The 25,145-nt window shown below is 67.0% G+C and carries 25 protein-coding genes and 1 tRNA gene; 13 read left to right on the top strand and 13 right to left on the bottom strand.

The window, feature by feature from the left end; all coding sequences use genetic code 11:
• Positions 1–57: 57 nt before the first annotated feature.
• The 6 genes from D5084_RS04295 to dtd all read left to right on the top strand — a co-directional run bounded on the left by D5084_RS04295 (position 58) and on the right by dtd (position 6,824).
• Positions 58–1,602 (top strand): proton-conducting transporter transmembrane domain-containing protein, encoded by a 1,545-nt coding sequence (locus D5084_RS04295; protein WP_128514275.1) that lies wholly within the window; start codon positions 58–60, stop codon positions 1,600–1,602.
• Between the two features lie 28 nt (positions 1,603–1,630).
• Positions 1,631–4,012 carry a YbcC family protein gene (locus tag D5084_RS04290; RefSeq protein ID WP_202910027.1) on the top strand — a complete coding sequence of 794 codons (2,382 nt, stop codon included), beginning with the start codon at positions 1,631–1,633 and terminating at the stop codon, positions 4,010–4,012.
• A 63-nt stretch (positions 4,013–4,075) separates the two neighbouring features.
• Positions 4,076–4,384 (top strand): hypothetical protein, encoded by a 309-nt coding sequence (locus tag D5084_RS04285; protein ID WP_128514273.1) that lies wholly within the window; start codon positions 4,076–4,078, stop codon positions 4,382–4,384.
• A gap of 49 nt (positions 4,385–4,433) precedes the next feature.
• Positions 4,434–5,399 carry a phosphoribosylaminoimidazolesuccinocarboxamide synthase gene (locus D5084_RS04280; RefSeq protein WP_128514272.1) on the top strand — a complete coding sequence of 322 codons (966 nt, stop codon included), beginning with the start codon at positions 4,434–4,436 and terminating at the stop codon, positions 5,397–5,399.
• A gap of 61 nt (positions 5,400–5,460) precedes the next feature.
• Positions 5,461–6,384, top strand: a complete 924-nt coding sequence (locus tag D5084_RS04275) for a carbohydrate kinase family protein (RefSeq protein WP_128514271.1) — start codon at positions 5,461–5,463, stop codon at positions 6,382–6,384.
• On the top strand, positions 6,381–6,824 hold the full coding sequence (gene dtd / locus D5084_RS04270) for a D-aminoacyl-tRNA deacylase (protein WP_128514270.1): 444 nt from the start codon (positions 6,381–6,383) through the stop codon (positions 6,822–6,824). The genes D5084_RS04275 and dtd overlap by 4 nt, the downstream gene beginning before the upstream one ends.
• On the opposite strand, the gene D5084_RS04265 is transcribed toward dtd, so the two are convergent.
• From D5084_RS04265 to D5084_RS04255, 3 genes are all read right to left on the bottom strand, one after another.
• Positions 6,821–7,348, bottom strand: coding sequence for a DUF1176 domain-containing protein (locus D5084_RS04265; protein ID WP_128514269.1), 528 nt, complete (start codon positions 7,346–7,348; stop codon positions 6,821–6,823). The genes dtd and D5084_RS04265 overlap by 4 nt on opposite strands.
• A gap of 120 nt (positions 7,349–7,468) precedes the next feature.
• Positions 7,469–9,361, bottom strand: coding sequence for an acyl-CoA synthetase (locus D5084_RS04260; RefSeq protein ID WP_128514268.1), 1,893 nt, complete (start codon positions 9,359–9,361; stop codon positions 7,469–7,471).
• Positions 9,362–9,474: 113 nt separating this feature from the next.
• Positions 9,475–11,256 carry an ABC transporter transmembrane domain-containing protein gene (locus tag D5084_RS04255; protein ID WP_162302375.1) on the bottom strand — a complete coding sequence of 594 codons (1,782 nt, stop codon included), beginning with the start codon at positions 11,254–11,256 and terminating at the stop codon, positions 9,475–9,477.
• A gap of 127 nt (positions 11,257–11,383) precedes the next feature.
• Here D5084_RS04255 and D5084_RS04250 point away from each other — a divergent pair, with 127 nt between their 5' ends.
• From D5084_RS04250 to D5084_RS04235, 4 genes are all read left to right on the top strand, one after another.
• A complete protein-coding gene (locus tag D5084_RS04250) occupies positions 11,384–12,211 on the top strand; it encodes an alpha/beta fold hydrolase (RefSeq protein ID WP_128514267.1) in 828 nt (275 codons plus the stop codon).
• On the top strand, positions 12,208–13,176 hold the full coding sequence (locus tag D5084_RS04245) for a threonine ammonia-lyase (protein WP_128514266.1): 969 nt from the start codon (positions 12,208–12,210) through the stop codon (positions 13,174–13,176). The genes D5084_RS04250 and D5084_RS04245 overlap by 4 nt, the downstream gene beginning before the upstream one ends.
• Positions 13,173–13,958: an alpha/beta fold hydrolase gene (locus D5084_RS04240; protein ID WP_128514265.1), complete on the top strand. Its 786-nt coding sequence runs from the start codon at positions 13,173–13,175 to the stop codon at positions 13,956–13,958. The genes D5084_RS04245 and D5084_RS04240 overlap by 4 nt, the downstream gene beginning before the upstream one ends.
• Before the next feature lie 245 nt (positions 13,959–14,203).
• Positions 14,204–15,442: a mandelate racemase/muconate lactonizing enzyme family protein gene (locus D5084_RS04235; RefSeq protein ID WP_128514264.1), complete on the top strand. Its 1,239-nt coding sequence runs from the start codon at positions 14,204–14,206 to the stop codon at positions 15,440–15,442.
• 50 nt (positions 15,443–15,492) lie between these two features.
• On the opposite strand, the gene D5084_RS04230 is transcribed toward D5084_RS04235, so the two are convergent.
• From D5084_RS04230 to D5084_RS04215, 4 genes are all read right to left on the bottom strand, one after another.
• Positions 15,493–15,569, bottom strand: a tRNA-Arg gene (locus D5084_RS04230).
• Between the two features lie 31 nt (positions 15,570–15,600).
• A complete protein-coding gene (locus D5084_RS04225; RefSeq protein WP_128514263.1) occupies positions 15,601–16,065 on the bottom strand; it encodes a GNAT family N-acetyltransferase in 465 nt (154 codons plus the stop codon).
• Positions 16,066–16,377, bottom strand: a complete 312-nt coding sequence (locus D5084_RS04220) for an ETC complex I subunit (RefSeq protein ID WP_128514262.1) — start codon at positions 16,375–16,377, stop codon at positions 16,066–16,068.
• A 241-nt stretch (positions 16,378–16,618) separates the two neighbouring features.
• The gene (locus D5084_RS04215) at positions 16,619–17,479 is read right to left on the bottom strand and encodes a class I SAM-dependent methyltransferase (protein WP_128514261.1); all 861 of its coding nucleotides are present in this window, start codon (positions 17,477–17,479) and stop codon (positions 16,619–16,621) included.
• A 138-nt stretch (positions 17,480–17,617) separates the two neighbouring features.
• Here D5084_RS04215 and uvrB point away from each other — a divergent pair, with 138 nt between their 5' ends.
• A complete protein-coding gene (uvrB, locus tag D5084_RS04210; protein WP_128514260.1) occupies positions 17,618–19,801 on the top strand; it encodes an excinuclease ABC subunit UvrB in 2,184 nt (727 codons plus the stop codon).
• 21 nt (positions 19,802–19,822) lie between these two features.
• Here the strand turns inward: uvrB and D5084_RS04205 are convergent, their stop codons facing one another.
• Complete coding sequence (locus D5084_RS04205; RefSeq protein WP_128514259.1) at positions 19,823–20,329, bottom strand: REP-associated tyrosine transposase; 507 nt, start codon at positions 20,327–20,329, stop codon at positions 19,823–19,825.
• Positions 20,330–20,392: 63 nt separating this feature from the next.
• The gene (locus tag D5084_RS04200; protein WP_155523096.1) at positions 20,393–20,680 is read right to left on the bottom strand and encodes a hypothetical protein; all 288 of its coding nucleotides are present in this window, start codon (positions 20,678–20,680) and stop codon (positions 20,393–20,395) included.
• Positions 20,681–20,787: 107 nt separating this feature from the next.
• Between D5084_RS04200 and D5084_RS04195 the strand changes: the two genes are divergently transcribed.
• Positions 20,788–21,234 carry a hypothetical protein gene (locus D5084_RS04195; protein ID WP_128514257.1) on the top strand — a complete coding sequence of 149 codons (447 nt, stop codon included), beginning with the start codon at positions 20,788–20,790 and terminating at the stop codon, positions 21,232–21,234.
• A gap of 125 nt (positions 21,235–21,359) precedes the next feature.
• Here D5084_RS04195 and D5084_RS04190 read toward each other — a convergent pair whose 3' ends face one another.
• Positions 21,360–21,677, bottom strand: coding sequence for an antibiotic biosynthesis monooxygenase family protein (locus D5084_RS04190; protein WP_128514256.1), 318 nt, complete (start codon positions 21,675–21,677; stop codon positions 21,360–21,362).
• Positions 21,678–21,727: 50 nt separating this feature from the next.
• On the opposite strand from D5084_RS04190, the gene D5084_RS04185 reads away from it, so the two are divergent.
• Positions 21,728–21,916 carry a hypothetical protein gene (locus D5084_RS04185; protein ID WP_128514255.1) on the top strand — a complete coding sequence of 63 codons (189 nt, stop codon included), beginning with the start codon at positions 21,728–21,730 and terminating at the stop codon, positions 21,914–21,916.
• Positions 21,917–21,919: 3 nt separating this feature from the next.
• On the opposite strand, the gene D5084_RS04180 is transcribed toward D5084_RS04185, so the two are convergent.
• From D5084_RS04180 to D5084_RS04170, 3 genes are read right to left on the bottom strand one after another with little or no spacing between them, the layout of a single operon-like run.
• Complete coding sequence (locus D5084_RS04180) at positions 21,920–23,056, bottom strand: TFIIB-type zinc ribbon-containing protein (protein ID WP_128514254.1); 1,137 nt, start codon at positions 23,054–23,056, stop codon at positions 21,920–21,922.
• 1 nt (position 23,057) lies between these two features.
• Positions 23,058–24,158 (bottom strand): SPFH domain-containing protein, encoded by a 1,101-nt coding sequence (locus D5084_RS04175; protein ID WP_128514253.1) that lies wholly within the window; start codon positions 24,156–24,158, stop codon positions 23,058–23,060.
• Positions 24,159–24,177: 19 nt separating this feature from the next.
• Positions 24,178–25,134, bottom strand: a complete 957-nt coding sequence (locus D5084_RS04170; RefSeq protein ID WP_128514252.1) for a DUF2927 domain-containing protein — start codon at positions 25,132–25,134, stop codon at positions 24,178–24,180.
• Between the last annotated feature and the right edge of the window lie 11 nt (positions 25,135–25,145).

Raw genomic sequence — 25,145 nt, 5'->3', positions numbered from 1 at the left:
CTGGATGCAAGGCAACTGCTAGATCGACCGGGACCACCCCGAACCCCGGAGGCCGACATGCCCGACCTTGCGCTATCAGCCCTTGCCCCTCTGCCGCTCATGGCGGCGGCCCTTCCGTTCCTTGCCCGTCCGGGCCGCCGCCCCGGAGCCCTGCCGCGTCTGGCCGAAGGGGCGACTCTGGCCGCCCTTGCACTGGCGGCGGGTAGCCTTGGGCAACTTCTGATGATGGGGCCGCAGGTGCTGGACCTCGGCGGGACGGCGCTGATGCGCCTTGATGCCGTCAGCGTGACGATGGCGCTGCTCGTAGCCTTCGTGGGCTGGGTAGTGACGCGCTATGCTCGCCGCTATCTGGATGGCGAGGCGCGCGAGGGTGCGTTCCATGCGCTGACGCTTGCGGCGGTGGCTGCGGTGCTGGTGCTGGTGCAGGCCGCGAGCCTGCCGGTGATGATCGCGGCCTTCGTGGCGACCGGGCTGATCCTGCGGCAACTGTTGCTGTTCTACCCCGAACGTGCCGAGGCGCGGCGGGCTGCGGCCAAGTTCATCCGCGTCTGGGGCGCGGGCGATCTGGCGCTGGTCGCGGCGGCGCTGCTGTTCTGGCAGGGCCTGGGAACGGTGGATCTGGCCGCCCTGAACGCGGCCGCGACCCTGCCCCTGTCCGCGCAGACAGGCATTGCCCTGGTCGTGCTGGCGGCGGCGCTGAAATGCGCCTCTTTCCCGGTGCATGGCTGGCTGACCGAGGTGATGGAGGCGCCCACGCCCGTCTCGGCGCTGCTGCATGCGGGGATCATCAATTCGGGCGGTGTCCTGCTGATCTCGCTGGCGGGTCTGGCCCAGTCCAGCCCCGGGGCCATGGCGGCGCTGGTGATGATCGGCGGCTTCACGGCGCTGTTCGGTGCGCTGGTGATGCTGACGCAAAGCGCGGTCAAGACGGCGCTGGCCTGGTCCACCGTGGCGCAGATGGGCTTCATGCTCCTGCAATGCGGGCTGGGTCTCTGGGCGCTGGCGCTTTTGCACATCGTGGCGCATTCGCTTTACAAGGCGCATGCCTTCCTGTCCTCGGGCGGGGCGGTGCAGGCGGTGAACGCGATCCGCAAGCCGGGGCCGGTGGCCGTGCCGGGCCTGGGCGCGGTGCTGCGGTCCTTCGGGCTGGCGCTGCTGCTTTACGGCGCGGTGGCGGCGGGCTTCACGGCGCTGGTGGGCGAGAAGTCGGCGCAGGCGCTGGCGCTGGGGGCGATCCTGATCTTCGGCGTCTCCTACCTCATCGCGCAGGGTCTGGCCGATGCCGCCCCCGGCGCGCTGACGCGGCGGACGCTGACGGCCTCGCTGGCCGCTGCGCTGGCCTACTTCGGCTTTCAGGTGGTGGCGCAGGCGGTCTGGGGCCCTTCGCTGCCCGCCGCCCCGGAGTCCGGCGCGCTGGAATGGGCGCTGATCGTGCTGGCGCTGCTGTCCTTCGGTCTTGCAGCCTTTGCCCAGGCGCTGTTCCCGCTCTGGGCGCATCACCCCGCCACCGCTGGCCTGAGGGTGCATCTGGCCAACGGCCTTTACCTCAACGCGCTGCTCGACCGGGTGATCGGCGGCTTCCGCAGCCCCTCCCGGTCCTGACCCGCAACGCCCTGACATGGAGACGATGATGTTCCTCAAGCACGCACAGGTCGCGCCCACCATGGTGTCCAGGCTGCTCGCCGCGGCCGAAGCCGCCGCCCGCGCCGTCCCCCCCGCCTTCCCGCTGGATGCGACCGTGGCGGTCAACCCCTTCCTCGGCCAGACGGGCGAGGATCTGGCCATGGCCTCGGCCCGGCTGTCCCGCGTGGCGGGGGCGGCGCTGACCGCGCCCCGGGCCGAGCTGGTGGCCAGGGTCAGGGCCGGCACGATCACCGACGATGACCTTGCCGCGGCGCTGATCGCGTCGCCCTCGCCGCTCAAGCCCCGCGACCTGGCCGAATTCAAGGCCCGGATGCACGCCCCCGCGCCCGCCCCGCAGGCGCTGCCGACGCTGGCCGAGCTTGCCGCCAACGCCACCGGCACCGACTGGCCTGCCGTCATCGCGCGCAGCTTCGGCCTCTGGGCGGCGGGGCATTTCGACCGCGGCCAGGCGCTGTGGACGCCGCGGCCGGGGCAGGGCGCCTTTGCCGCCTGGCGCGACTGGGCAAGCCACGACCTGACGCCCGAGATCGCCGGGCTTAGGGGCTTCTGCGCCCATGTGGCCGAGGCCCCCGACACCCCCGAACGCGCCGTCCTGCGCGCGGCGGAGCGGCTGGGGATCGGTCCCGAGGCCGCCGAGACCGCCTTCCACCGGCTTCTGGTGGACATTGGCGGCTGGGCGATGCATGCGCGCTGGATCCTGTGGCAGGCCGAACTGACGGGCGGCAGCGACACCACGCTGACCGACCTGCTGGCGATCCGGCTGGTCTGGGAAGAGGCGCTTCTGGCCCATGCCCCGACGGCGGCGGGCGACTGGCAGGCGGTGGTGGCCGCCCATACCGCGCCGCTGGCCCCCACGCCTGATCAGGTGCTGGACGCCATCCTGCAAGAGGCCGCCGAGCGCGCGCATCAGCGCGGCCTCGACGCCCTCCTGACCGGCCCCGCCGAGGCGAAGGCTCGGCCCGTGCTGCAAGCCACCTTCTGCATCGACGTGCGGTCCGAGGTGTTCCGCCGCGCACTCGAGGCGCAGGACGGCCGGATCGAGACAATGGGCTTTGCCGGCTTCTTCGGCCTGCCGCTGGCCCACCGCGCCCCTGGCAGTGACACGGCCGAGGCGCATCTGCCGGCGCTGCTGAACCCCGCGCTGACCTCTGCGCCCGACCTCTCGCCCGCGGTCGAGGCCGACCTCCGCATCGCCGCCCGCGCGCGGCGTGCCTGGGGAAGGTTCCGGCAGGCGGCGGTGTCCTCCTTCGCCTTCGTCGAGGCCGCAGGTCCGCTCTATGGCGGCAAGCTGGTCAAGGACGCCTTGGGGCTGGGGGCGAAGGGCCTTGCCCCCGAACCCGCCCCGCGCATCGAGGGCGGCCTGACGGCGGCGCAGAAGGTCCAGACGGCGGCGGCGGTCCTGCGCGCGATGAGCATGACGGAGGGCCATGCGCGGCTGGTGCTGCTGATCGGCCACGGCGCGCAGGTGACGAACAACCCGCACGAAAGCGCCTATCACTGCGGCGCCTGCTGCGGGCAGACGGGCGAGGTCTCGGCGCGGCTGCTGGCCCTGCTGCTGAACGATGCCGAGACGCGCGCGGGCCTTCCGGCCGAGGGCATCGCCCTGCCGGTGGACACGCTGTTCGTCGCAGGCCTGCACGACACGGTGACGGACGAGATCACGCTCTACCCCGACACCCCCGAGCCCGACCATGCAAAGGACCTCGCGCAGGCCCGCACCTGGCTTGCCGCCGCCGCCCGCACCGCCCGGGCCGAACGCGCGCCGCGCCTGCCGGGGGCCAGCCCTGCCGACCTCATCCGCCGCGCCACCGACTGGGCAGAGGTGCGGCCCGAATGGGGTCTGGCGGGCTGCGCGGCCTTCATCGCCGCACCGCGCAGGGCGACCGCGGGGCGCGACCTGAAGGGCCGGGCCTTCCTGCACGACTACGACTGGCAGAAGGACCAGGGCTTTGCCACGCTGGAACTCATCCTCACTGCACCGGTGGTGGTGGCCTCGTGGATCAGCCTGCAATACTATGGCTCGACCGTGGCGCCGCAGGTCTTCGGCGGCGGCAACAAGCTGATCCACAACGTCGTGGGCGGCATCGGCGTGGTCGAGGGCAACGGCGGTCTGCTGCGCGCGGGCCTGCCGCTGCAGACGATCAACGACGGCGAACACGCCGCGCACGATCCCCTGCGCCTGTCGGTGCTGGTCGAGGCCCCGGCCGAGGCCATCGCGGCAGTGCTGGAAAAGCACCCCTCGGTCCGGGCGCTGTTCGACAACGGCTGGCTGCACCTTTTCGCGCTGAAGGGAGGCCAGATCGCCGCCCGCTACCGCCCCGGCCTGACGTGGGAGGACATGGGCAAAGCCACCCGCAAGGCCGCATGAGCCTGTCCGACCAATGCCAGACGCTTAACCCCCCGTTAACCAACCTCTGCCATCCTTGAGGTCATGAAACACCTCATCCTCCTGATCCCGATCGCCTTTCTGACTGCCTGCGGAGCCTCTCCGGCCCCCGAGTTCCTTGGCGCGACGCGCACCGACGTTCATCTCGGTGGGCGGGACTACACGGTCTTTCAGAAGGGCGAACGGGTAGAGGTCATCCGCCTTGGCTATGCCCGGCGCGGGGAGCATCAGCAGATCCGCGCCACGATGATCGAACTCATCCCCCGTGTGACCGGCTGCAAGCTGCGCGAAAGCACCCTGCAGGGCGACAGTGGCGAGATGCGGGGAAGCCTCGACTGCCCGAAGCAGCCTTGACTCGACAGGCAAAACCCCGAAGAAGCAGGCACCGCAACGGGGGCCTGCCATGCGCCAGATCGACCTTTCCCGCACCCTGCCGCAGGCGCGGATTGCCGAACTTCCCAATCCCTATTTCGGCAAGGTCCGCGACTGCTATGATCTGCCCGACGGCACGCGCCTCCTGATCTCATCCGACCGGATTTCCGCCTTCGATCAGATACTTGCGGTGATCCCCTGGAAGGGCCAGGTCCTGACCCAACTCGCCCGCTACTGGTTCGACCACACCGCCGACATCGCCGCAAACCACGTCCTTTCCTACCCCGATCCGAACGTGGTCCATGCCAGGCGCGTCACCATCCTGCCGGTCGAGATCGTCGTGCGGGGCTACCTTGCCGGGACCACCTCGACCTCGATCCTGACCCAGTACAAGGCCGGCGCGCGGGTGATGTACGGCCACACCCTGCCGGAGGGCCTGCGCGACAATCAGGCCCTGCCGGAGGCCATCATCACCCCCACCTCGAAAGCCTTCGACGGCGGCCATGACGAGCCTCTGACGGCCGACGACATCCTGTCGACCGGCCTCTTGACCAGGGCCCAGTGGGACGAGGTCAGCCAGAAGTCCCTGGCCCTTTTCGCCCGCGGCCAGGAAATGGCGCAGAAGCAAGGACTTATCCTTGTAGACACCAAATACGAGTTCGGCACGGACTCAGAGGGAAACATCCTGCTCGCCGACGAAATCCATACCCCCGATTCCAGCCGCTACTGGATCGCGGAAGGTTATGAGGCCGCACTGGAAAACGGTACCCGGCCGCCCAGTTTCGACAAGGACGTGATCCGCTCCTGGGTCGTCGCGCGCTGCGATCCCTACCGGGACGCGATCCCGGAAATCCCCATCGACATGATCGAGAAAACCGCCCAGGTCTATATCGACGCCTTCGAGAGGATCACCGGCCAGCCCTTCCTTCCCGACGCCAGCGGGGCCAGTCCGCTTGACCGGGTCCGGGACAACCTGCGTCCGTTCTTCACTGCCTGACTGTTTGCGCTAACAGGGAGAAACCCGCTAGACTTGCCCGCAGAAACGGAAGGGGACAAAGATGATTCTCAGCTGCGGCGAAGCGCTGATCGACATGCTGCCCAGGACCTCGACGGAAGGAGAGGCCTGCTTTGCCCCCTATGCCGGCGGAGCGGTGTTCAACACGGCAATCGCCCTGGGTCGGCTCGGCGCGCCGTCGGCATTTTTCTCGGGCGTTTCCAATGACATGCTGGGCGAAATTCTCGCCGATACCCTGATCGCGTCCAGGGTAGATACCCGCTATCTGGCGCGGTCCGACCGGCCGACGACGGTGGCCTTCGTCAAGCTGGTGAACGGCCAGGCAACCTATGCCTTCTATGACGAGGCCACGGCGGGGCGGATGCTCTCCGAAGCCGATCTTCCGACCCTGCCCGCCGATGTCGACACCCTCTTCTTCGGCGGGATCAGTCTGGTCAACGACCCCGCCGCCTCGACCTATGAGACGCTGCAAGCCCGCGAAAGCGCCGCCCGCGTGACGATGATCGACCCCAACATCCGCCCCGGGTTCATCGCCGGGAAAGAGGCCGAGTACCGCGCGCGGATCGACCGGATGATCGCGCGCGCCGATATCGTCAAGCTGTCGGACGAGGACCTGCACTGGCTGGAAGGGCATGGCGATCTGACGACGCTTGCGCGCGGCATCCTGGCCAGGGGGCCGAAGGTCGTCTTCATCACCGAAGGCGCGAACGGGGCGCGGGCGGTGACGGCACGTCAGGATATTTTCGTGGCTGCTCAGAAGGTTGCAGTCGTCGATACGGTCGGGGCGGGCGATACTTTCAACGCGGGCGTTCTGGCCGCGCTGCACCGGGCCGGGGCGTTGACCAAGGCCGCCGTTGCCAGCCTTGACGACGCTGCCCTTACCGCCGCCCTCACCCTTGGCACCCGCGCCGCCGCAGTCACGGTCTCCCGCGCCGGGGCCAATCCGCCCTGGGCGAGCGAGCTGTGAGGGCTGTCCTTCAACGCGTCACCCGCGCCGCCGTCCACGTTGACGGCGAGCTGGTGGGAGAGACCGGCAAGGGCTTCCTGATCCTCGTCTGCGCGATGGGCGGGGACTCGGAAATCCAGGCCGAGAAGCTGGCCGCCAAGGTCGCCAAGCTGCGGGTCTTCAAGGACGATCAGGGGAAGATGAACCTGTCGATCCGCGACATCGGCGGCAGTGTTCTGGTGGTCAGCCAGTTCACCCTGGCCGCCGACCTGCGCGGCAATCGCCCGGGATTCTCCACCGCCGCGCCCCCGGGCGAGGGCGAGCGGCTTTACCTCCACTTCGCCCGTGCGCTGGAAAATCAAGGGGTTCCGGTCGCCACTGGCCGGTTCGGCGCCGACATGGCGGTCAGCCTGGTGAACGACGGGCCGGTGACCATCTGGATGGACACCGACGCGCTTTAGTTGAACGGATTGCCCGGCGTCTTCTTGGTGATGACCTCGCCGCAGTCGACCAGGGCCGAGATCGAGGCGCTGGACCCGGCCAGCGAGTAGTTCTGCACATCCGACCCATCGTCGTCCCGCAGGTACAGCCGGTTGCCGCGGGCGACTTCGGTGATGAAATTCACCCCGGCCTTGCTGTCGGGCAGGTAGAACAGCACCGAATTCTTGTACAACTCGGCCCCTGTCAGGCTCCAGGGCGCACGGCGGTCGATCTGCACGCCAAGATCGGCGGTCTGTCCTTCGCCGAACTCCCAGGCTGTGGAATAGAACTGAAGCTGCACCGCGCCATCCTGGAAGGTCCATATCGAGAAACTTTCGCCCGGCGCCTTGACCTCGGCCACACAGCCGACTGTCCCGTCGTCCCAGCCGACGATCGAAACCTGCCAGTGCTTGTGCGAAAACAGCACCTCGGACTCTTGCGCGGTCGCCTGACCCGCCACCCAGGCCGCGACCAAGGCAGCGGCCAGCCCCATGCGAAAGCTCATTCTTCCTATCCCGTGACCGAATGTCTCTTCGCTTTTTCGCGCCACGGTGTGATTCAGGCAAATGAAACTTTCAGTCCTCGGCAAGACGCTCCTGTCCCGATTGCCTCCGGTGGGTCGCCCTCAGGCAGCCCATTCCCAGGGGTTCGAGAACTGCCCCAGAACCCTCTGGACCGCGACATCCTCGACCGGGCCGGACTTGGACAACTGTGCGACCAGACCGCGTTTCTTGTCCTCGATCACCGCCGTTACCTGGGCCGACACTCCCGCCTCGGCCAGCGCCGCGTTGAAGATGCGGGTGATCGCCAGCCGCCGCAGGTCGGGCTTGAAGACCTTGCCGACTGCGGTCTTGGGCAGTTCCGGCAGGATTTCCATGTACTTGGGAAGGGCGGCGCGTTCATGGATATGCTTGGCGGCATAGGCCATCAGTTCCTCCACCGTGGCCGAGGACCCCTTGACCAGTTCCACATAGGCGCAAGGCAGCTCTCCCGCATGGGCGTCGGGCTGGCCGATGGCGCCGACAAAGCCCACCGCCTCGTGCCCCATCAGGGCCTCTTCGATGATCGCCGGGTCTATGTTGTGGCCACCGCGGATGATGAGATCCTTCGCGCGCCCGGTGATGAACAGATAGCCGTCCGCGTCGATCCGGCCAAGGTCGCCAGTGCGCAGGAACCGCCCGTCGGCGAACAGCTCCTTGTTCTTGTCCGGCTCGGTATAGGTCGATCCCTCATAGACCCCAGGGTTTGAGATGCAGATCTCGCCCACCTCGTCCACCGCACATTCACGGAACCCGATGGCGCCTTGGCTGGTCAGGATACGGACCTGGGTATAAGGGAAGGGCAGGCCGACCGAACCGATCTTCTTGATCCCGTCGGGCGGGTTGATCGACACAAGGCAGGTGGCTTCGGTCAGCCCGTAGCCCTCGACGATCTCGATCCCGGTTTCCTTCCTGAAGCGGTTGTACAACTCGACCGGAAGCGGGGACGAGCCGGAGAAGGCGTTCTTCAGGCTGGAGATGTCGGCATTGACCGGGCGCTGCATCAACGCGGCCAGCGCCGTCGGCACGGTAACCATGTAGGTCACCTTGTAGCGTTCGATCAGCTTCCAGAAGTTGTCGAACACCCCTTCGCCGCGATAGCCCTGCGGGGTGGGGAAGACCACATGCGCGCCCGAGCCGATCATCGACATCAGGATCGGATAGCAGGCAAAGACGTGGAACAGCGGCAGGGGGCAGATCACCACATCGGTCGGCTTGAACAGAAGCGTGGAGCCCAGCCAGCCGTTGTAGATCATGCCGCTGGCCTTGTGCTGCGCGACCTTGGGCATGCCGGTCGTGCCGCCGGTGTGGAAATAGGCGGCGACATGGTCCTCGGTGCGGTCGGCAAATGTCAGCCTGTCGGACGGCATCCTCGACATTTCCACCCGGAAATCCTTGACGTTCGCGGTGTGGCGGGGCGGGTTCTTCGGCCGGATCCACGGCACGATGACCTTCTTCAGGCCCGACAGATAGGGCACAAGGTCAACCTCCAGCACCGTCTTGACGTTCGGTGCGAACTGCACCGCCTCGGACACCTTCTGCGGCAGATCGGTCTTCGGGAAGGCCTTCAGCGTGACCACGACCTTGGCATTGGTCTCGCGAAGGATGGCGCTGATCTTTTCCGGCTCCAGCAGCGGGTTGATCGGGTTGACGATCCCGGCAACCATCCCGCCCAGCAGCGTGACGACAGTCTCCATCGCGTTCGGCAGGACGAAGGCGACCACGTCCCTTTCGCCGACACCAAGACTGCGGAACAGGTTTGCCGCCTGCGTGACCTGAGCGTGCAGCTCGGCCCAGGTCAGCGTGACCTTCTTCGTCTCGGGCCCGGACAGCAGCTGATAGCTCACCGCAGGCCGGGCGCCATGTGCCGCCTTCGCCCGTGACAGATATTCATGAATCGACCGGGCCTGCCCCCGTTCGGACCAGGGCATTTCCGCTTCGATTGCGCGCACATCCGCCGCGGTGGCGAAGTTGGTCATCGGTTCCTCCCCATGTCGCTGCCCGCTGTTGCCGCAGGCTTTCCCTGAACATGGGGGTGGGAAACGGGTTTGTGAAGTCGGGATTGCCCCGATCGCCGCCCCGGGACGCTACGTCAGACCGCGCCTTCGGTGAATTGCAGCCGCGCCAGCCGCGCGTAAAGCCCGCCCTCGGCCACCAGCGCGTCATGCGTGCCCTGCGCCACGATCCGGCCCTTGTCGAACACGACGATCCGGTCGGCGCGCTTCACCGTGGCCAGCCGGTGCGCCACGACCAGCGTCGTCCGACCTTCGGCCAGCCTTTCCACCGCCGCCTGCACCAGCCGCTCGCTTTCCGCATCCAGCGCCGAGGTTGCCTCGTCCAGCAGCAGGATCGGCGCATCGCGCAGGATGGCGCGGGCAATGGCCACCCGCTGCTTCTGCCCGCCCGACAGCATCACCCCGCGCTCGCCCAGGTAGCTGTCATAGCCCTGCGGCAGCGCGGTCAGGAAATCATGCGCGGCAGCGGCCTTCGCGGCGGCCTCGACCTCGGCATCGGTGGCATCCAGCCGTCCGAAGCGGATGTTTTCCCGCGCCGAGGTGGCGAAGATCACCGGATCCTGCGGCACCAGCGCGATGGCCTGGCGGAAATCGCTGCGCGCCATGTCGGGCAGGGCGATCCCGTCCAGCGTGATCCGGCCCGATTGCGGGTCGTAGAACCGCATCAGCAGTTGCAGGATCGTGGTCTTGCCCGCGCCCGAAGGGCCGACCAGGGCCACCGTCTCGCCCGGACTGACATGCAGCGACACACCGTTCAAGGCCGAGGCCTCGGGCCGGGCGGGATAGCGGAAGGTCACCTCCTCGAAGGCAATCTCGCCGCGCACCGGGCGGGGAAGGGGGACCGGGCGCACCGGGTCCTTCACCGAATCCTCGGTGTTCAGCAGCTCCACCAGCCGCTCGGTCGCGCCTGCCGCCCGCTGCAATTCACCCCAGATTTCCGACAGCGCGCCCACTGCGCCGGCCACCATCACCGCATAGATCACGAACTGGATCAGCGCGCCGACCGACATCTCTCCGGCCCGCACGTCGCGCGCCCCGACCCACAGCACGCCCACGATCCCGGCGAAGGTGAGGAAGATCACGATCACCGTCATCACCGCCCGCGTCCGGATCCGCGCCTTGGCCGAGACGAAACTCTTCTCGGTCACCTCGGCAAACTGCGCCCGTGTCGCGCCCTCATGCGTAAAGGCTTGCACCGTCTGCACCGACGTCAGCGCCTCGGACGCCGAGCCCGAGGAGGCCGCGATCCAGTCCTGGTTTTCCCGCGACAGGGCCCGCAGGCGACGCCCCAGGACCACGATCGGCACGATGATCGCGGGCACGATCAGCAGGACAAGCCCCGTCAGCTTGGCCGAGGTCAGGAACAGAAGCACCAGCCCGCCCAGCAGGATCAACACGTTACGCAGCGCCACGGACACCGAGGACCCGATCACCGACAGGATCAGCGTCGTGTCGGTCGTGATCCGGGACAGCACCTCGCCCGTCAGGATACGCTCGAAGAACGCAGGCGACATGCCCAGCACGCGGTCGAACAGCGCCCGGCGGATATCGGCCACCACCCGCTCGCCCAGCCGGGTGACAAGGTAGTAGCGCAAGCCTGTTCCCAGGGCGAGAAGCCCGGCGATCCCCAGCGCAGCGGCAAAATACTTGTCCAGCAGTCCGGCATCGGCATCGTTGAACCCATCGATCACCCGCCGCACCGCCAAAGGCAGGACCAGGCTGACCGAGGCCGTCAGGATCAGCGCCAGCAAGGCCAGCAGCCCCAGCCCGCGATAGGGCCAAAGGAACGGCACCAGACCGCGCAGGGCTGCCACCCGTTTCGACTTTGGCCGATCCTCGACCGCGGAACTGTCCGACATGCGCCTGCCTCACCCGTTTCGGGGACGGGTTTAGTCTGCCCCGCCCCGGCTCACAAGCGCCCCGTCCCGCGACCAAAGGCGCAGCCCCCCCCTTTTCCCCGCCCGCGCCACATGCCACGCTGCACCCATGACCGCGATCACCCGCTTTACCGCCGAAGACGGCGCCCGCATCGCCTACCGCGATGAAGGCGAGGGGCTGCCGCTTCTCTGCCTGCCCGGCCTGACCCGCACGATGGCCGATTTCGATTATCTCGTCCCCCACCTGCCGCCCGTGCGGCTGATCCGTATGGACTACCGGGGCAGGGGGGCCAGCGACTGGACGGGGGCGGCCACTTACACCGTCCCGCAAGAGGCCCGCGATGCCGTCGCCCTTCTCGACCATCTGGGCGTGGCCCGGGCCGCGATCCTTGGCACCTCGCGCGGCGGGCTGATCGGGATGCTGCTGGGCGTCACAGCGCGCGACCGGCTCCTCGGTCTCTGCCTCAACGATGTCGGGCCAGAGATCGACCGCATGGGCCTCGCCCGCATCAGCGACTACGTCGGCCGCGCCCCTGCCGGTCGCAACCGTGAGGACTATGCCCAGCGCCTGTCGCGCAGCCCCGGGTTCGACGGCGTCCCGATGTCCCGCTGGCTGGAAGAGGCGCAGCACCTTGTCATCGAGACCCCCGAGGGCCTGCGCCTGCCCTACGACCCCGCCTTGCGCGACGCGTTCCTTGCCGCCTTCGATGGCCCGCCTGCCGACCTCTGGCCGCTGTTCGACGCCCTTGCCGGTCTGCCGCTTGCCCTGATCCGCGGTGCGAACTCGGACCTGCTCACGCCCGAAGCCGCAGCGAAGATGCGCGCCCGCCGCCCCGACATGGCCTTTGCCGAAGTTCCGGGCCGCGCCCACATTCCCTTTCTCGACGAACCTGAATCGGTGGCTCTGATCCGCCGCTTCCTCGCAGGGCTGGCATGACCGACATCACCCTGATCGAAGCCGCCGCCCGCCGGATGCAGGGCCATGTCCGGCGCACTCCTCTCCTTAACGCGCCGCTGCTGGACCGGGTTGCCGGGCGGCGGATCTTCGTCAAGGCCGAGAACCTCCAGATCACCGGCAGCTTCAAGGCGCGCGGCGGCTGGGCAGCCGTCTCGGCGCTTGACCCGCAGGCCCGGGCGCGCGGTGTCATCGCCTATTCCTCTGGGAACCATGCGCAGGGCGTGGCCCATGCCGCCGCCTGCCACGATGCGCCTTGCGTGATCCTGATGCCCGCCGACGCGCCGCAGGTGAAGATCGACAACACGCGGGCCTATGGTGCCGAGGTCGTGCTTTACGACCGTGGAACGCAAGACCGCGACGCCATCGGCGCCCGCCTTGCCGAAGCCCGTGGCCTGACACTGATCCGGCCCTACGACGATGGGCAGGTGATCGCCGGACAAGGCACCGTCGGCCTCGAAATCGCCGCCCAGGCGGCCGAGGCCGGGGTCACGACCGCCGAGGTCCTGGTCTGCTGCGGCGGCGGCGGACTGTCCTCGGGCACCGCCCTTGCGCTTGCCGCCCATGCGCCCGGCCTGCGAGTCCGCACTTGCGAACCGGAGGGCTTTGACGACATGGCCCGGTCGCTCATTTCGGGAAAGCGCGAACGCAACGCGGCTGTCTCCGGGTCAATCTGCGACGCGATCCTGACCCCTTCGCCCGGTGAACTGACCTTCCCGATCCTCTCCCGCCTCGCCGGGCCTGGGGCGGTTGTGACCGACGATCAAGCGCTGTACGCGATGGCGCTGGCCTTTACCCACCTGCGGATCGTGCTGGAACCGGGTGGCGCTGTCGCCTTGGCCGCCGCCCTGTTCGGCGCGGACCTGCCCGACACCGTCATCGCCGTCGCCTCGGGCGGCAATGTCGCCCCCGAAACCTTCGCCAAGGCCCTGCGGCGCTTCGCATGACACTGGTCTGGCTGGACGATCTGCGACTGAACGCCGACCTGAACGGCCCCCTCACCGGGCCGCCCTTGGTCCTGATCCACGGCCTCGGCCTTGACGGTCGCGTCTGGGACGCGCTGATCCCCCGCCTGAACGGCCAGCGCATCCTGCGCCTTGATCTGCGCGGCCACGGGGCCTCGGACACGCCCCCGCCGCCCTATGCGATGGGCGCGATGATCCGCGATGTCGAACGGCTGATGACCCATTTTGCACTGAAGGATGCTGTTGTGCTGGGCGCGGGCGAGGGCGGGCTGATCGCGCAGGGCCTCGCCGTCAAACGCCTCGACCTCGTGCGCGCCCTGGTCCTGACCGGCTCGGCGACCCGCTTTGCCAACCCTTCGGTCTGGGAAACCCGCCTTGCCCGCCTGCGCGGCGAGGGCCCCGATCTCGACGCCGAATGTGCAGCCCTCCTCGGCCCCAGATGGCGCGCCTCGCCGATGCTTGCTGCGGTCCGGGCCATGCTAGGCACCACCCGCCCCGATGGCTGGACCGGCTTCGCCTCGGCCATTGCCACGGCGGATTTCTACCAGACCACCGCCGCGCTGCGATTGCCGACCCTGATCCTTGCCGGCGCTGACGACCGCAAGACCCCGCCCGACGTCCAGCGTGACCTCGCGGAGCTCGTGCCGGATGCCGGCTACAAACTGATCCGCAGTGGCAGCCATCTGTCGATGCTGACCGATCCGGAAGGCTTCGCCGAACCGCTCCTTGGCTTCCTCGCCCGCATCGGCCATGCCCGACTTTGACTTTTCGCTGCGGCAACCTCGCGGAAGAAGCCAGGATCCGCGAAAGAACTTGACGTAATCGAACACCACGCTGCACCCAGCCTTCGGGTTTGCCACCTGTTGCCCTATCCCATCCGCGTCACGATCTGTCGCAGATGAAAGGTTGACGCGCCCCTGTCCTCTCTAGCTTGCTCTTTTGAGAAATACTCCACGGGGGTGCGGGGGTGTGAAACCCCCGCTCCGCCGCCAGCCAGGGGGCGCGCACCATGAAACTGAAGGACCTCGAAATCTTCGTCGTCGCCCCCCCGTTCCCCGGCTGGGGAGGCCGCTACTGGATCTTCCCGAAACTCACCACCGACACCGGGATCACCGGCTACGGCGAATGCTACGCCTCCACCGTCGGCCCCAAGGCCATGCAAGCCGTGATCGAAGACGTGTTCGAACGCCACATGGCCGGCGAAAACCCCGAAAGCATCGAACTGATGTTCCGCCGCGCCTATTCCTCCGGCTTCACCCAGCGCCCCGACCCGACCGTGATGGGCGCCTTCTCGGGGCTCGAGATCGCTTGCTGGGACATCCTCGGCAAGGCGCGCAACCGGCCGGTCTACGCGCTGCTCGGCGGCAGGATGAATGACCGCATCCGCAGCTACACCTACCTCTACCCCGAGCCCGGCAAGGAGACGCCCGAGTTCTGGGTCGACCCAGACGCCGCCGCCGAGGCAGCGGTGCGATTCATGAACGCAGGCTTCACCGCGGTGAAATTCGACCCCGCCGGCCCCTACACGATCCGCGGTGGCCATGAACCGGCCCTGTCCGACATCACCCGCAGCGTCGCCTTCTGCAAGGCCATCCGCGCGGCGGTGGGCGACCGCGTCGACCTTCTCTTCGGCACCCACGGTCAGTTCACCACGCCGGGCGCGATACGCATGGGCCGCGAGATCGAACCCTACAATCCGCTCTGGTACGAAGAACCGATCCCGCCCGACAACCTGCTCGAATTCGCCGAGGTCGCCGCCCAGGTCCGCGTCCCCCTCGCCACCGGCGAACGCCTGACCACCAAGGCCGAATTCGGCACCCTCCTCCGCGCCGGGGGCGTCAAGATCCTGCAACCCGCTCTTGGCCGTGTCGGGGGGATCTGGGAGGCAAAGAAGATCGCCGCCATGGCCGAGATCTTCAACGCCGAGATGGCGCCGCACCTCTATGCAGGTCCGGTGGAATGGGCCGCCAACATCCATTTTGCCGCCTCGATCCCGAACCTGCTGATCGCCGAGACCATCGAAACCGGCGGCGCCTTCCATCAGAAACTGATCCGCAACTCGATCAGATGGGAAGACGGCTACATCCTCCCCCCCGAGGCCCCCGGCCTTGGCATCGACTTCGACGAGGATGTCGCCCGCGCCCATCCCTTCACCGGCACCGGCCTTCATCTGCAGATGCAAGAGGCCCCCTGCGACTACCGCCACGGCAACCGCTTCGAAGGCGGCGCGCCCAGCAGCAAGACCTGAGCCCCCCGTGGGGACTGCCCGAAGCGATTCACGACCGATTTGGGAACCTGTGGCGGGCCCAGAAGGACTCGAACCCTCAACCTCGGACTTAGAAGGTCCTTGCTCTATCCAGTTGAGCTATGAGCCCGCGCGACGCCCTTTTGGGCCAAGCGTTCGGTTCAGGCAAGCGCCTTTGTCATGAAGACCGAATTCGGGTCCGGGCCATAGCCCTCGAAGGGCGGACATTCCCGGAATCCGGCGCGTTCGTACAGCGCCCGCGCGGCGATGAAGGTTGGCTGCACGCCGGTCTCCAGGCTCATCCGGACAAACCCGTCCGCAGCGGCCGCGGCCAGCAGATGGTCCAGCATGGCCTTCGACAGCCCGCGCCCCCGCGCCTCGGCCAGCACATGCATCGACTTGATCTCGGCATGGGTGGCATCGATTCGCTTGTAGGCCCCCATGGCCAGCGGCACCCCCTCGTCCCGCAGGACAAAGAACCGGATCCCCGGCGCTGCCAGCGCGCCCTTGTCCATCATGTGTATCGATTCCGGCGGGGTGTCGGCGTGCATGTCTGCGGTGTGACGCTCGAACAGCAGCGCCAGGTCAGGCGTAAGCGGGTGCTCTTCGGCGATGGACCACGCCATTCAATGCGTCCAGGCGCCCTTGCGGTCGGTCGCGAAATTCTCGCCATAGCCGCGGGGCCGGATCACCGGCTTGCGCGGCTTGGGCTCGACCACGTCGAACTCCAGCCCTTTTTCGGTTGCATAGGCCTCGGCCGCCGCGCGGGTTTCGAACCGCAGGCGCACCTGGCTCTGGGTGTCCGAGGACGAAGTCCAGCCCATCAGCGGGTCGATCTCCCGTTCAGAGACTGGCGTGAATTCCAGCACCCACTGGTGGGTCTTGGCGGTCCCCGATTGCATCGCGGTCTTGGCTGGCTGGTAGATACGGGCGCGCATGACTGGCTCCTTCGGACGTGCCCCGTGTTATTCCGAAGTTTGCGGAAAGCGCAAGCACCCGATGCGGGAAAGACTGCCGGCCGGTGTCAGGGAGTGTGGGTGGGGTGGGATCTGACGCCGACCGGCAGATTCAGTTGCTGCTTGCCGGTCCATCTTGGCCGAAGCCGGAGGTCATATCAACCAGAAGTTGTATTCGTCGGTGAAGAATCTTTTCACGATCGACGCTTGACACCGCAGGACCTCAGCCCTGCGCCCGTCCCAGGCGGAAGATCTGGTACCTGTTGTAGGTCCGGAACGCTTCGGAGGTTCGGTTGGTCCCGGTCAGTCGCTGCATCAGGTTCTCGCGGCGCGACTTCGACAGGAACAGCCCCAGCAGCCGTGCCAGCGCCCAATGCGCCGCCGGCCGCTTGGCGTGGATCTCGTCGGACACCCGCTTCACCCCGTGGCCCAGCACGTTGAACAGCCGCTGCTCCAGGTCGATCGAGGGCGCGACGGCGTCGGTGATGTCCTCCTCGGCCTCGATCGCAAAGCCCGCCTGCGGCACCGCCGCGCGGAAGGCTGCGATCTGATGACCACCGCCGGGCTGCGGGCCATGCACGGCGCGACCGCGATAGGCGGCGGTGCGAAAGCAGTCGGCAATCAGCACCTGCCCGGCAGGCGCCAGGAGCCGGGCGCATTTCGGCAGGCTTTCGGTCAGGGGAATATACTGGAAACTTTCGGAAAACAGGCACAGGTCGAACGGCCCGGTTCCGGTGAACGCCTCGAACGTGCATTCATGCACCGTGGCACCTCTGGCCGTCTCGCGGCAGCGCGCGGCCAGGAACGCCGAAGGCACCACGATCTCGACAGTATGGCCCAGCGCCAGCAGCTTCTTCGCCGTCTCGCCCGCACCCCCGCCGATGTCCAGGATGCGCAGCGGCCCCTCGGGAAGGTAGCCGAACAGCCTGGTGGAATAGTTGTCCTGCGCCGCCCGCAGATTGCCCGCCGTCACCTCCAGCCCGGTCCACAGGCCATAATGCAGGTTCTCTGCCCCCGTGAGCCAGCGGATGAACGCCAGCCCCACATCCAGCCCCACGGCCCGCGTATCGATCTTCTTCGCCATCGCTCACCTCTGGCCCGTTGCCTTAGCCGCTTCGCCCTGCCTCGGCAACGGTTTCACCCGCCCGCGCGGATCGCCGCTTGAACTGGAACAAAAACGGATCAACTCTGCTCTGCCCTCCCCGACTCGCGAAAGTGCCCCATGCCGCACAACAACGCCAATGCCGTGACCGAACGCCCGGACGTGCTGACCAAGCCCAAGCTCGAGGGCGGGCGGCGATTTGTCCTGTCGTCGCCCTTCCAGCCCGCAGGCGACCAGCCCACCGCGATTGCCGAACTGACCGCCGGGGTGAACGCGGGCGAGCGGGATCAGGTGCTTCTGGGGGCCACGGGGACGGGCAAGACCTTCACCATGGCCAAGATCATCGAGGCAACCCAGCGACCCGCCATCATCCTTGCGCCCAACAAGACGCTGGCCGCGCAATTATATGGCGAATTCAAGGGCTTCTTCCCCGACAACGCGGTCGAATACTTCGTTTCCTACTACGACTACTACCAGCCCGAAGCCTATGTCGCGCGCACCGACACCTACATAGAAAAGGAATCGCAGATCAACGAACAGATCGACCGGATGCGCCACTCTGCCACCCGGGCGCTTCTGGAGCGCGACGACGTCATCATCGTGGCCTCTGTCTCCTGCATCTATGGCATCGGCTCGGTCGAGACCTATTCGGCGATGACCGTCGATCTGGTGGTGGGCCAGCTTTATGACCAGCGCAAGGTGATGGCCGACCTTGTGGCCCAGCAATACCGCCGCCTCGACACCGCCTTCCAGCGCGGGGCCTTTCGCGTCCGCGGCGACAGCCTGGAAGTCTGGCCCGCCCACCTGGAAGACCGCGCCTGGCGGTTTTCCTTCTTTGGCGAGGAGCTGGAGGCCATCACCGAATTCGACCCGCTGACCGGCGCGAAGACCGACAGCTTCAAGCAGATCCGCATCTATGCGAACAGCCACTACGTCACCCCCCGGCCAACCCTGCAACAGGCGATCAAGGGCATCCGGGAAGAGCTTTTCCACCGTCTGAAACAACTTACCTCGGAAGGAAAACTCCTCGAAGCCCAACGCTTGGAACAGCGCACCAACTTCGATCTCGAAATGCTGGAGGCGACGGGCAGTTGCGCCGGGATCGAGAACTATTCCCGCTACCTCACCGGCCGCGCGCCGGGCGAACCGCCGCCCACGCTGTTCGAATTCATCCCTGACAACGCCATCGTCTTTGCCGACGAAAGCCACGTCTCGGTCCCTCAGATCGGCGGGATGTATCGCGGCGACTTCCGGCGCAAGTTCACCCTGGCCGAACACGGCTTCCGCCTGCCATCCTGCATGGACAACCGCCCCCTCAAGTTCGAGGAATGGGATGCGATGCGCCCGCAATCCATCTTTGTCTCGGCCACCCCCGCCGCCTGGGAGCTGGAGCAGACCGGCGGCGTCTTCACCGAACAGGTGATCCGCCCGACCGGGCTTCTCGACCCCGAGGTAGAGATACGCCCGGTGGAAATGCAGGTGGACGACCTCCTGGACGAGATCCGCAAGGTTTCGGCCCGGGGCCTGCGGACGCTGGTCACCGTGCTGACCAAGCGCATGGCCGAGGACCTGACCGATTACCTGCATGAACAGGGCATCCGGGTGCGCTACATGCATTCCGACATCGACACCATCGAACGCATCGAGATCCTGCGCGATCTGCGGCTCGGGGCATTCGACGCCCTCGTGGGGATCAACCTCTTGCGCGAAGGCCTCGATATCCCGGAATGCGGGCTGGTGGCGATTCTGGATGCCGACAAGGAGGGCTTCCTGCGGTCGGAAACCAGCCTCATCCAGACCATCGGCCGCGCCGCGCGCAACAGTGAAGGCCGGGTCATCATGTATGCCGACCGGATCACCGGGTCGATGGAACGGGCGCTGGCCGAGACCAATCGGCGGCGCGAAAAGCAGATGGCCTACAACCTGAAGCACGGCATCACGCCCGAGACGGTGAAGAAGAACGTGGAGGACGTGCTGGCGGGCCTCTGGCAGGGCGACACCGATATGGCGCGCGTCACGACCAGGGTCGACAAGCCCATGGTCGGCCAGAACCTCGCCGCCCATCTGGAGGCGTTGCGCACCCAGATGCGCAAGGCCGCCGAGAACCTGGAATTCGAGGAAGCCGCCCGCCTGCGGGACGAGGTCAGGCGGCTGGAGGCCGTGGAACTCGCCGTCGCCGACGACCCCTTCGCCCGGCAGGAGGTGATCGAGGAAGCGGTGGAAGAGGCCACGAAGATGGCCGGCCGGTCGACGGCCGGGCGGGCCGGGCAGCGGGGAGGGAAGAGGTCACGTCGCGGAAGATAGGGGTCGGTCAAACTGCCCTGCCTACGCGACGGCCCTCAGGGTGGGCGATGGGCCCACCTTCGCCCGCAGATCGCGGTGGAGTGTGGAGAAGGGCCATTCGGCGGCCTGTTCCACATAGCCATGCCGGACCGGATCGCTCAGGCAATAGGCGATTGCCCGGCCCTCCTCGTCGGGATTGCGAATCATGTGTTCCCAGAACCGGCGCTGCCAGAGACCGGCTTCGCGCTTTACCACCATGCTGCGGGATTGCGCGCCCCGAAGGCCCGTCGCATGGGTGAACCGGGCCTTGAGTTTCTGCCAGCGGCGCGAAAAGTCGGCATCCCCCGGAGGCAGGGTCCAGACGGCGTGGATATGATCCGGCAGGACCACCATCGCCCGGCAATCGATCGGATGCTCGGCGGCGGTCACCCGGTAGGCTTCCCGCAGAAGGTCGATGTGATCGACAAGCGCGGTATCCCCTTCCCTAGCCAGATTGACTGTGAAGAAATAGGTGGCGCCTGGAACGCGCAGTCGGCGGTAGTTCGGCATGGCATTGACCTTGATGGATATTCCCCGGCGTAGGGTGGGCGGATCGCCCACCTTACCTGTGACTCACTCGATCAGGACGATGTCCGGGTCGCCCGCGCGAAAGGTGGTGATCTCATGGCATGTCACCACCTCGCTCTCCCGCTCTTCCCAATAGCGCGGATCGGCAAGAACCGACTCGGGCAGGCGTTCCTTCACGAAAACGCGCCGCTTCTGCCGTTTCACCGTGATCTCGAACCGGTTCGACCGCAGCCGCGCGCCGGGTTTGAGGAACCCCTCGCGCAGGGCCTCCGCGCGATCCTGCAACCGCCGGATTTCGGCCTTCAGCCGGGCGAATTCGTCCACTGGGTCCATGCTCACCTCCGCGGTCTCCGGCCAGTTTCGCGCGCAGGCCTTTCCGCAAGGTTAACGCCCCCCGGACGGATGCCGGAGCCCAACCCCTGCCTTGACCGCAGCCGGGCTTGCCCCATCTTCCGGTCAAGCGTGTCCTCCTCTCCCTCCTCCTCCTCGCCACGCCCGCCCGGGCGTGGGACTTCACCCCCACGCCCGTCTGCACGATCCTCCACGACACCCCGATGCTCTCCATCTGCGTGACCTATGATCCCGCGCGGCCTCAGCCCTATGCGATCACCCTGACCCGCCCCGATCCCTGGCCCGTGACCGACCTGTTCGGACCTGGATTCAACGGGCCCGCCGCGATGACCATAGGCGCCGATCGCCACCAGCTCTCGCCGGACGCGCGGACGCTCGACGTCACCGACACGGGCTTGGGCAATGTGCTGGACGGGCTGGCCTTCAATGCGACCGCGACCGCCCTGGCGGGGACAACCGTTGTTCCCTTCGATCTGACGGGCGCGCGGCCAGCGGTCGAGGCGTTCCGGGCCTGTGCCACAGTGCCTTCGGCCTGATCCGGCGCCCCGGCGGCATCGACGGTCAACACTTTTCCATATGCACGCGCGCATGCATGGATCGAAGCGCAGCAGGCGCAAGGCATACGGCGAAAGCCGCCCTGACCCCTTGATCTGACGCGGGCTCAGAAAACCCCCGTCACCTCGTACATCACCGGCTCGAACCCCCGGCACAGCTCGTTGATGCGCCGGTTCCTCTCCCGCATCTCGGGGGTGCGCAGCATCGCCTGATAATCCTCGCGCGAGCGCCACTGGCTATAGTTGCAGATCCGCGTCCGGGCGTCGTTCATGTGCAGCCCCGCGCCGATGAACCCCGGCTGCAGGCGGATGCACTCGGCATAGGCGGCCTCCAGCGCCTCGATCAGGTCGAAGGCCATGGCGGGCGTCGTCTCGAAGGTGGTGATGACGGTTTGTCCTTGGAAATCCTTGACAATCTTGGGCATGTCGTCCTCCCTTTGTCAGCCAAGGATGCCACGAACGGGGACGCACGGCCATGAAGTTTCTCGATCCCAACGACCCGTTCTTCAGACATGCCTGGGTGCGCTGGCTGACCGTCCTCCTGCCCGTTTTCTGGGGCCTGATGGAGCTTGTCTGGCTGCAATCGCCGTTCTGGGGCCTGATGTTCCTCGCCGCAGGGGCCTATGCGGGCTATCAGCTTTTCTTCCGGCGCGACGCGGATTGACTGTCAGTTCATCCAGTCCGGCTGCGGCAGGCCCATGGCCTCGGGGTCGGACAGGTAGACCGCGCCAAGTGCCAGAAAAGCCACGACAATCACCGCAAGCGCGATCTTCCAGACCGACCAGGGCCGCTCACCCTGCACCTCTCCGGTCTGGCCGTTGACGAGAAAACGGTAGCTTTTGCCGTTGTACCTGTAGGCCGCCGTCCAGACCGGCAGGAGAATGTGCTTGAACGTCTCGCCCGACCACGAGGTCGCCACGTCATGGATGCGCTGTTCATCCCCGCCGATGTCGCGGCGCACGTCCTCGCGGATGATCTGCGACATCCGTTCCTGCGCCTCGCGCCAGCCATCCGACAGAGGAACGGTATAGCCTTCGGCCTGAAAACCGGCAAGGAATTCAGGGCTATAGGCTGTCAGCGCCCCAAGGTCCCAGGGCGTCAGCTCATTGCCCAGCCGCGGTGGCAGGCTGCGCGAGGCCATCACCAGCACGTCGTCAAAGTCGCGGCGCACGCGGCCCGAGGCCGGATACCAGCGCGTCCTGCGCACGCTTTCCTGGCGCTGCTCCGTGCGGCCGTTTACGCGCACGTTGACCGTTCGGGTCTCATAGTAATATTCGCCGCGTTCGCCCGTATAGCGGCTGGCGGTGTCGGCGTCGAAGGTCCAGAAGGGAACATAGATCCCGGTCAGCGCGCGGCCCTTGCGGGCGTATTCCAGCAAAGTCCCGGGCGCGAACCACAGGTTGCCCATCCAGCGGATCATCGCGGCCCGTGCTTCGCTCTCGGTCAGGACAAAGGGCACCAGCGCCTGCGGCTTGATGTGCCGCTCGGTCCCGGTATCCAGCACCATGGGCGTTGCGCAGAAAGGGCATTGGGTGGCATGGGTCGCACCGGTGACTTCGACCTTGGCGCCACAGTTCGGGCAGCTCGTCGTGCGCACCTCGACCATGTCCGAGCCTGAAAGATCGTCGCGCAATCCTTGTGCCAGATCAAGCTCTTGCAGCGCCCTGGCCCGTTGGCTGGGCGCCTGTGGAGCAATGTCCTGCACATGTCCGCAATGGTCGCAGGTCAGCCGCGTCTGGCCCGGTGCGTAACGCAGTTGCGCCCCGCATTGTTCGCAGGGCCAGCGGTATTCCTCTTGCGGCATCTCAGGGCTTCGGCGGTGGCGGGGGCACCTGGTCCAGCAGTCGGGCAAGCTCGGTCTCGGCGGCCATCTTCCAGCCGTCCTGACCGGGGGTCCAGACCATGGTTGCGCGGGTCAGACGACCTTCACCCGCCAGCCTTGCCAGATCGGACTCGGTGAACGGGCCCGACGTCGCGCCATCGACCGCCAGATGCCACACCTTTCCCGTCGCGGGGGGCAGGGGCGGCGGGGTGGTTGCCGCCGCCGCACCCGGCTGCGCCCCCCAGGGGCCCATGTTCTGCGCCATGCTGGCCCCCATCCCCATGCCCATGCCGGCCCCCATCGCCGAACCCATCGCCGAGCCCGGTTGCGACATGCTTTCGGCGGCATTGTACTGCATGTAGCGGTTGAGGTCGCCCACCACCCCCATCGAGGTCCGCTTGTCCAGCGCCTTTTCCACCTCTTCGGGCAGGCTGATGTTTTCGATGTAGAATTCCGGGATCGACAGCCCGTATTCCGCGACCTTCGGCGCGATGGCATTGGCGATCACCTTGCCCAGGTCGGCAAGGTTCGCCGCCATGTCCAGCACCGGGATACCGGCCTTCGCCAAAACCTGAGACGCTTCCTGAACGATGATGTTGCGGATCTGGAAGCTGATCTCGTCCGAAGTGAATTCGCCGTCGGTCCCCACGATCTCGGTCAGGAACTTGCCGGGGTCCGAGACCCGCATCGCGTAGGTCCCGAAGGCCCGCAGGCGCACCGGGCCGAACTCGGGGTCGCGGGCCATGATCGGGTTCTTGGTGCCCCATTTCTGGTCGTTGAACCGGGTGGTGTTGACGAAATAGACCTCGGACTTGAAGGGCGACTGGAACCCGTGGTCCCAGTGCTGCAGCGTGGTCAGGATCGGCATGTTGTTGGTCTCAAGCATGTAGAGACCGGGCTGGAACACATCGGCTAGCTGCCCCTCATGGATGAAGACCGCCGCCTGGCCCTCGCGCACCGTCAGCTTGGCGCCATACTTGATCGCCTGCCCCCGCCGATCGAACCGCCAGACCATCGTGTCCCGCGTGTCGTCGAGCCAGGAAATGACGTCGATGAATTCGCCCTTGAGGAAATCGAAGACCATTGGACCCTCCGTTTCTGGATCAACTTTCGCCGCCGGTCAGGCGACTGGCAAGCGAGAAGACGATGGGCCGGGCTTCGTCAGCACTCATGCCCGGCCGCAGTTCGCGGCTGTAAAGGATGCGCAGAAGAAGCTCGTCCTGATCGGTCAGCAGGGCGAACTCCTCGTCGTCGTTGAAGATCGACGGTCGCGCACGGGGGGAATCGTTCGGCAGGCCAAGGCCTTGCGTCAGCTCCTCATGCAGGCAGGACAGGCGCAGCAGGTCGGGATGTTCCGACCGGATCACCGCGAAGGCGCGGGTATAGGCGCCGGTGGCGCTGTCGGCCAGGGCATAGACGAGGCAATAGGTCGTGCGCGGCATCGCGGTGATCCCGGCAACTTCGGCGGGGCCAAGGCCGGGCAGCGTGGCGCGAACGACGGGACCCAGAGCCTCGCGTTCGTCTTCGGATACGACATGGATGAAGAAGTTCGGGTTGCGGTCGTCGACCGAGATCGGATGGCCGGTGATCTGCGCCAGACGCGCGGCAAAGCTGGCGATCCGGGCGCGGTCGGTCGCCTGCCGGTCCGGCGGCACGCTCGCGCCGAACCGGATCCCGATGCGCACCGGCACTTCCCAGCGCCGCAGGTTGCTGGCCGTCTCCTCGCGCACGAACCCGCCCGAGCCTCGGCGGTATTCGTCGAACAGCGCGATGCGCATGAAGTTTTCCGCCAGCATCCGGTCGGTGACGGGGATATCCGCGCCGCCGTCGGTCCGCAGCATCCCCTGCGCCAGAAGCGTCTGCTGCACCTGGGCGAAATAGGCCTGGGCCGCCGCGCTCTTGGCCGTTTGCGGGGTCACAACGGGCGGTGCCTCGGGCTGCGGAGGCGCCGCCGGTTGCGATGTGCCGATGCAGCCTGCGAGGGCAAGGCACAGGGCCAGGCTCTGGGCAAGGCTCCAACCGCCGGTCCTCAGGGACGTGACTGTCTGTCCGTGGGCCATGCCTTGCCGCC

The organism is Tabrizicola thermarum (assembly GCF_003574395.1).
In the GTDB taxonomy this organism is placed as follows: Bacteria; Pseudomonadota; Alphaproteobacteria; order Rhodobacterales; family Rhodobacteraceae; genus Tabrizicola; species Tabrizicola thermarum.
This window is presented reverse-complemented; position numbering and strand designations above follow the sequence as displayed.

What these genes read in the sequence shown, in the direction of transcription:
- D5084_RS04185 (WP_128514255.1), top strand. Translation starts at nt 21,728, where the DNA reads ATGAAGTTTCTCGATCCCAACGACCCGTTCTTCAGACATGCCTGGGTG.
- D5084_RS04220 (WP_128514262.1), bottom strand. Translation starts at nt 16,377, where the DNA reads ATGCGCGCCCGTATCTACCAGCCAGCCAAGACCGCGATGCAATCGGGG.
- D5084_RS04175 (WP_128514253.1), bottom strand. Translation starts at nt 24,158, where the DNA reads ATGGTCTTCGATTTCCTCAAGGGCGAATTCATCGACGTCATTTCCTGG.
- D5084_RS04280 (WP_128514272.1), top strand. Translation starts at nt 4,434, where the DNA reads ATGCGCCAGATCGACCTTTCCCGCACCCTGCCGCAGGCGCGGATTGCC.
- D5084_RS04245 (WP_128514266.1), top strand. Translation starts at nt 12,208, where the DNA reads ATGACCGACATCACCCTGATCGAAGCCGCCGCCCGCCGGATGCAGGGC.
- D5084_RS04180 (WP_128514254.1), bottom strand. Translation starts at nt 23,056, where the DNA reads ATGCCGCAAGAGGAATACCGCTGGCCCTGCGAACAATGCGGGGCGCAA.
- D5084_RS04265 (WP_128514269.1), bottom strand. Translation starts at nt 7,348, where the DNA reads ATGAGCTTTCGCATGGGGCTGGCCGCTGCCTTGGTCGCGGCCTGGGTG.
- D5084_RS04290 (WP_202910027.1), top strand. Translation starts at nt 1,631, where the DNA reads ATGTTCCTCAAGCACGCACAGGTCGCGCCCACCATGGTGTCCAGGCTG.
- D5084_RS04200 (WP_155523096.1), bottom strand. Translation starts at nt 20,680, where the DNA reads ATGGACCCAGTGGACGAATTCGCCCGGCTGAAGGCCGAAATCCGGCGG.
- D5084_RS04205 (WP_128514259.1), bottom strand. Translation starts at nt 20,329, where the DNA reads ATGCCGAACTACCGCCGACTGCGCGTTCCAGGCGCCACCTATTTCTTC.
- D5084_RS04170 (WP_128514252.1), bottom strand. Translation starts at nt 25,134, where the DNA reads ATGGCCCACGGACAGACAGTCACGTCCCTGAGGACCGGCGGTTGGAGC.
- D5084_RS04225 (WP_128514263.1), bottom strand. Translation starts at nt 16,065, where the DNA reads ATGGCGTGGTCCATCGCCGAAGAGCACCCGCTTACGCCTGACCTGGCG.
- D5084_RS04285 (WP_128514273.1), top strand. Translation starts at nt 4,076, where the DNA reads ATGAAACACCTCATCCTCCTGATCCCGATCGCCTTTCTGACTGCCTGC.
- D5084_RS04235 (WP_128514264.1), top strand. Translation starts at nt 14,204, where the DNA reads ATGAAACTGAAGGACCTCGAAATCTTCGTCGTCGCCCCCCCGTTCCCC.
- D5084_RS04275 (WP_128514271.1), top strand. Translation starts at nt 5,461, where the DNA reads ATGATTCTCAGCTGCGGCGAAGCGCTGATCGACATGCTGCCCAGGACC.
- D5084_RS04295 (WP_128514275.1), top strand. Translation starts at nt 58, where the DNA reads ATGCCCGACCTTGCGCTATCAGCCCTTGCCCCTCTGCCGCTCATGGCG.
- D5084_RS04240 (WP_128514265.1), top strand. Translation starts at nt 13,173, where the DNA reads ATGACACTGGTCTGGCTGGACGATCTGCGACTGAACGCCGACCTGAAC.
- uvrB (WP_128514260.1), top strand. Translation starts at nt 17,618, where the DNA reads ATGCCGCACAACAACGCCAATGCCGTGACCGAACGCCCGGACGTGCTG.
- D5084_RS04190 (WP_128514256.1), bottom strand. Translation starts at nt 21,677, where the DNA reads ATGCCCAAGATTGTCAAGGATTTCCAAGGACAAACCGTCATCACCACC.
- D5084_RS04215 (WP_128514261.1), bottom strand. Translation starts at nt 17,479, where the DNA reads ATGGCGAAGAAGATCGATACGCGGGCCGTGGGGCTGGATGTGGGGCTG.
- D5084_RS04250 (WP_128514267.1), top strand. Translation starts at nt 11,384, where the DNA reads ATGACCGCGATCACCCGCTTTACCGCCGAAGACGGCGCCCGCATCGCC.
- D5084_RS04260 (WP_128514268.1), bottom strand. Translation starts at nt 9,361, where the DNA reads ATGACCAACTTCGCCACCGCGGCGGATGTGCGCGCAATCGAAGCGGAA.
- D5084_RS04255 (WP_162302375.1), bottom strand. Translation starts at nt 11,256, where the DNA reads ATGTCGGACAGTTCCGCGGTCGAGGATCGGCCAAAGTCGAAACGGGTG.